This is a genomic window from uncultured Aquincola sp., assembly GCF_964001545.1.
In the GTDB taxonomy this organism is placed as follows: domain Bacteria; phylum Pseudomonadota; class Gammaproteobacteria; order Burkholderiales; family Burkholderiaceae_C; genus Aquincola.
Map to the genome: position 1 here is coordinate 1 of NZ_CAXFDV010000408.1, position 4,614 is coordinate 4,614.

Here is a 4,614-nt window from a genome sequence, read left to right on the forward strand (position 1 = left end):
CACGAGTTCCTGGGCGAGATGATCAGCCAGCAGCTGCTGTACTACCCCACCGTCACGCGCGAGAGCTACAAGAACATGGGCCGCGTGACCGACCTGATGGTCAGCGGCAAGCTGTTCCAGGACCTGGGCGTACCCAACATCAACCCGGCCGAAGACCGCGTGATGATCTGCGGCAGCCCGGCCATGCTGCGCGACCTGAAGCACCTGCTGGAAGACCGCCAGTTCAAGGAAGGCAACACCACCACGCCGGGCGACTTCGTCATCGAGCGCGCCTTCGCCGAGCAGTGAACTGCTGAGTCCCGCGAGCCCCCGAGTGCCGACCAAGCCCACGCGCCGACCCGCCGCCACGCCCGCCCGCCGCACGGCCGCGGGCACCCAGCGCCCGCCGGGCGTGCGTGAGCTGTCGGCCCGGGCCACGCGGGACAGCATCCTGAAGGCGGCCACCAAGGTGTTCGCCAAGCACGGCTACGACGGCGGCAAGGTCGACCAGATCTCCAAGGCCGCCAAGTCGTACGACCGGATGATCTATTACTACTTCGGCAACAAGGAAGGCCTGTTCGTGGCCGTGCTGGAGGAGTGCTACCGCCGCTTCAACGACGCCGAGGCCGAGCTGTCGATCGACGTCGAGCAGCCCGAGCAGGCGCTGACGGCGGTGATCCGGTTCATGTGGGGCTACTACCTCAAGAACCCCGACTTCATCACCCTGCTCAACACCGAGAACCTGCACCGCGGCAAGCACATCGGCAAGTCGCTGCGGGCGCGCGAGTACTCGTCGCCGGCGGTGGACGTGATCGGCCGCATCCTGCACAGCGGCGTGGCCAAGCGCCTGTACCGCGACGACGTGCCGGCCCGCGACGTGTACCTGATGATCGCCGGGCTGTCGTACTTCTACCTCTCCAACCGCTACACGCTGTCGGCCTTCCTCGGTGAGCCGCTGGAAACGCCCGATGCGCTGCTGCACTGGGAACAGTTCGTCATCGATGCGGTGCTGCGCACCGTCCGCCACAGGAGTTAACGCATGGCCGAAGCCGCCGCAGATGCCCGTTCGGGCAAGGTCGTCATCCGCAACATCGGGCTGCTGCTCTCGGGCGACCTGGACCGGCCCATCCTCGATGCCGACACCCTCGTGGTGGACGACGGCCTGATCACCGCGGTGGGCAAGGAGGCCGACTGCAACACCGAAGGCGCGAAGACCGTGATCGACGCCCGCGGCACCTGCGTGGCGCCCGGCCTGATCGACAGCCACGTGCACCCGGTGTTCGGCGACTGGACGCCACGCCAGGGCCAGCTGGGCTGGATCGATTCGTCGATGCACGGTGGCGTGACCACCATGATCTCGGCCGGCGAGGTGCACCTGCCCGGCCGGCCCAAGGACATCGTGGGCCTGAAGGCGCTGGCCATCACCGCGCAACGGGCCTTCGACAACTTCCGCCCCGGCGGCGTGAAAGTGCTGGCCGGCGCGCCGGTGATCGAGAAGGGCATGGTCGAGAGCGACTTCGCCGAGCTGGCGGCCGCCGGCGTCAAGCTGCTGGGCGAGGTGGGCCTGGGCAGCGTGAAGGCCGGCTACGAGGCCAAGGAGATGGTGGCCTGGGCGCGCAAGCACGGCATTCAAAGCACCATCCACACCGGCGGGCCGTCGATTCCCGGCAGCGGCCTGATCGACAAGGACGTGGTGCTGGAGGCCGATGCCGACATCATCGGCCACATCAACGGCGGCCACACCGCGCTGCCCGAGGCCCATGTGTGCGAGCTGTGCGAGAAAAGCAGCCGCGGCATCGAGATCGTGCACAACGGCAACGAGAAGGTGGCCATTGCCGCCGCGCAGGCGGCGATGCAGCTCAAGTGCCCGCACCGGGTGATCCTGGGCACCGACGGGCCGGCCGGCTCGGGCGTGCAGCCGCTGGGCATCCTGCGCATGGTGGCCATGCTGTCCAGCCTGGCCAACATCCCGGCCGAGCTGGTGTTCTGCTTTGCCACCGGCAACACCGCGCGCATGCGCCAGCTCAACTGCGGCCTCATCGAGCCCGGCCGCGCGGCCGACTTCGTGTTCATGGACCGCGCCCAGCACACCGCCGGCCGCACGCTGCTCGAAAGCGTGCAGCTGGGCGACATCCCCGGCATCGGCATGGTGATGATCGACGGCCTGGTGCGCTGCGGCCGCAGCCGCAACACGCCGCCGGCCACTGAGATTCCGGTGGTGGTGGCGCACTGATCACCACGCGCCGCGTCAGATCCGGATAAACCGTCAGGAACGGGAAGCCAGCGCCGCGTCGCCTGCCTAGTCTTCGCAGCTCCTACAACGAGCGGAGACAACATGGCGGACAAGGCATGTGATGGTGGCAGGCGGATGGTGCTCAAGGGCTTGGCCGGGGCCTGCGTGGCCGTGAGCCTGGCGGGCTGCGGTGGCAGTGACGACGACGATGCCCGTGTGGGCACCTGGGGTGGTGCGCTCGGCGACTTGAAGGAGGTCGGCGCGGCCTTCGGCCCCATCGCGCAGTCGTGGACCGACAAGACGGTGCGGCAGGTGGCCCACATCGCGGTGGGCGGCGACCGTGTGCGCATCCGGTTTTCCAACCTCTACGGCAGCGGGCCGGTCGCGTTCCAGCGAGTTCGCCTGGCCCGCAGCGCCGGGCCCGGTGCCATCGTGGTGGACACCGACACCGCTGTCACCTTCAACGGCGCACCCACGGTGACGATCGCGCCGGGCCAGCAGGTGTGGAGCGACGCGATCGCATTCCCGGTGGCAGCGGGTGCCGACCTGGCCGTGAGCATCCATGTGCGTGAGACCTCGGATGCCACCACGGTGCACCTGACGTCCCTGGCCACCCAGCATGTGAACGACGGCGACGTGACCCGTGCGGCTGCGCTGCGCACCGATGCCGCCAGCGCGCTGATCTCCGGCTACTGGATGAGCGCCATCGACGTGGAGCGCAGCCAGGCCACGCCGGTGCTGGTGGCCTTTGGCGATTCCATCACCGACGGCTTTGCCTCCACGCCCGATGCCAACCACCGCTACCCCGACTTCTTGGCCGCCCGGTTGCGGGCCACGCCGGGGCGCGAGGTGTCGGTCGTCAATGCCGGGCTGTCGGGCAACCGTTGGTTGCATGATTTCCTGGGCCTGCGCGGCGTGGAGCGCTTCAAGCGCGATGTGCTGTCGGTCACCGGCGTCACCCACACCCTCGTGCTGCTGGGCATCAACGACATCGGCATGGCGGCTACGTCCCGGCCCGACCAACCGGTCTCCGCTGCCGAGCTGATCGCCGCCATTGGCGGCGCCGTGTCTGCGGCGCGTGCCGCCGGCATCAAGGTGTGCTTGGGCACGTTGCTGCCCTACAAGGGTGCCGACTACTACACCGAAGGCGGCGAAGCCATCCGCCAGGCGGTGAACGCCTGGATTCGCGCGGGGGCCGGCGCGGATGCGGTGGTCGACTTCGATGCCGCGCTGCGTGATCCGGCCGACCCGCTGCGGCTGCTGCCCGAGGCCGACTGCGGCGACCACCTGCATCCCAGCGATGCGGGCTACCAGCGCATGGCCGACACCGTGCCGCTCAACCTGCTGCGCTGAGCGGGCCTGCCAGGCTGAATTGCCGCCGCCGGTAGCGCGCCGGCGTGTCGCCCAGCTGCTGGCGGAAGGCTTCGGTGAAGCGGCTCTGGCTGGAAAAGCCGCAGGCCAGGGCCACCTCGGCCAGGCCCATGCCGGTGCGCAGCAGTTCCACGCTGCGCTGGATGCGGCGGCTCAGCACGTACTGGTGCACGGGCATGCCGGCCACGGCACGAAAGCCCGCGCAGAAAGCGCTGGGCCCCAGGCCCGCCAGCCGCGACAAGCTGGCGATGCTGAGGTCGCTGTCCAGGTGCGCTTCGATGTGGTCCATCACACGGGACATGGCGGCCGCCGACGGCAGCGCCTTGCGCGTGCCCGGCGCGCCGCGCCCTGAAGCGCGGGCGCTGCTGCGTAGGCGCGACAGCAGGGCTACGCTGAGCCCCTGCGCATACAACGTGCCCGACGGGCAGCCTTGGCGCACCTCGTCCGCCATGGCCTGCACGATGGCTGCCAGCGCCGGGTCGTGCCCGCAGGCCACCGCCGGGATGTCGGCCGGCCGCAGTTCGTCGGTGTCGGCCACAGGAAACGCCTGCGCCACGGCGTCCGGCGTGATCAGGAAGGAGGCGACCTCCACCTGGCCGGTGAAGCTCACATGGTCCCAGTGGCGACCTTGCGGGTAGCCGGCAAAGCGAGCCGGCGAGAACTGCAGTTCGGCGCGGTGCAGCCTCGTGTGCAGCAGCGCTTTCATCCGGCCCCGCAGCACCATCGCCAGCCAGTAGCCGGGGCAGTACTCGCCTTGGGCAGCGCCCTCGCGCTGGCTGCGAATGTACTGAAACGGCAGCCCGGCCCAGTGTTCCATCGCCTGCACCGGCATCAGTGGTGTGCCCTGGTCTCCCCGTGCATCAATGGCCATGGACATGTCGTCTCCTGTTGCACAGGCGACTCTTGGGGCCCGGTCTTACGGTGGGCTGACGCCGGCCGGCGAACCCGTACAAACCCCGGCATGCAGCGGCGCCGCCGACGTCAGTCGTTCAACTCCGCCCGCGCCCGCTCGGCATGCAGCCGCTCGGCCG

4 protein-coding genes and 1 pseudogene are annotated in these 4,614 nt (G+C 69.4%); 4 read left to right on the plus strand and 1 reads right to left on the minus strand.

The annotated features are described in order from the left end of the window. The 4 genes and pseudogenes from ABNT58_RS13940 to ABNT58_RS13955 all read left to right on the plus strand — a co-directional run. Positions 1 to 288: pseudogene (locus ABNT58_RS13940) on the plus strand (ferredoxin--NADP reductase); the annotation flags it as partial. A gap of 25 nt (positions 289 to 313) precedes the next feature. Continuing rightward, on the plus strand, positions 314 to 1,015 hold the full coding sequence (locus tag ABNT58_RS13945) for a TetR/AcrR family transcriptional regulator (RefSeq protein WP_348754066.1): 702 nt from the start codon (positions 314 to 316) through the stop codon (positions 1,013 to 1,015). Between the two features lie 3 nt (positions 1,016 to 1,018). Then, positions 1,019 to 2,212: an amidohydrolase family protein gene (locus ABNT58_RS13950; RefSeq protein ID WP_348754067.1), complete on the plus strand. Its 1,194-nt coding sequence runs from the start codon at positions 1,019 to 1,021 to the stop codon at positions 2,210 to 2,212. Positions 2,213 to 2,314: 102 nt separating this feature from the next. Beyond that, positions 2,315 to 3,565 carry an SGNH/GDSL hydrolase family protein gene (locus ABNT58_RS13955; protein WP_348754068.1) on the plus strand — a complete coding sequence of 417 codons (1,251 nt, stop codon included), beginning with the start codon at positions 2,315 to 2,317 and terminating at the stop codon, positions 3,563 to 3,565. On the opposite strand, the gene ABNT58_RS13960 is transcribed toward ABNT58_RS13955, so the two are convergent. Then, positions 3,549 to 4,460, minus strand: coding sequence for an AraC family transcriptional regulator (locus ABNT58_RS13960; protein WP_348754069.1), 912 nt, complete (start codon positions 4,458 to 4,460; stop codon positions 3,549 to 3,551). The two genes, ABNT58_RS13955 and ABNT58_RS13960, sit on opposite strands and share 17 nt — an antisense overlap. Positions 4,461 to 4,614: the final 154 nt, after the last annotated feature.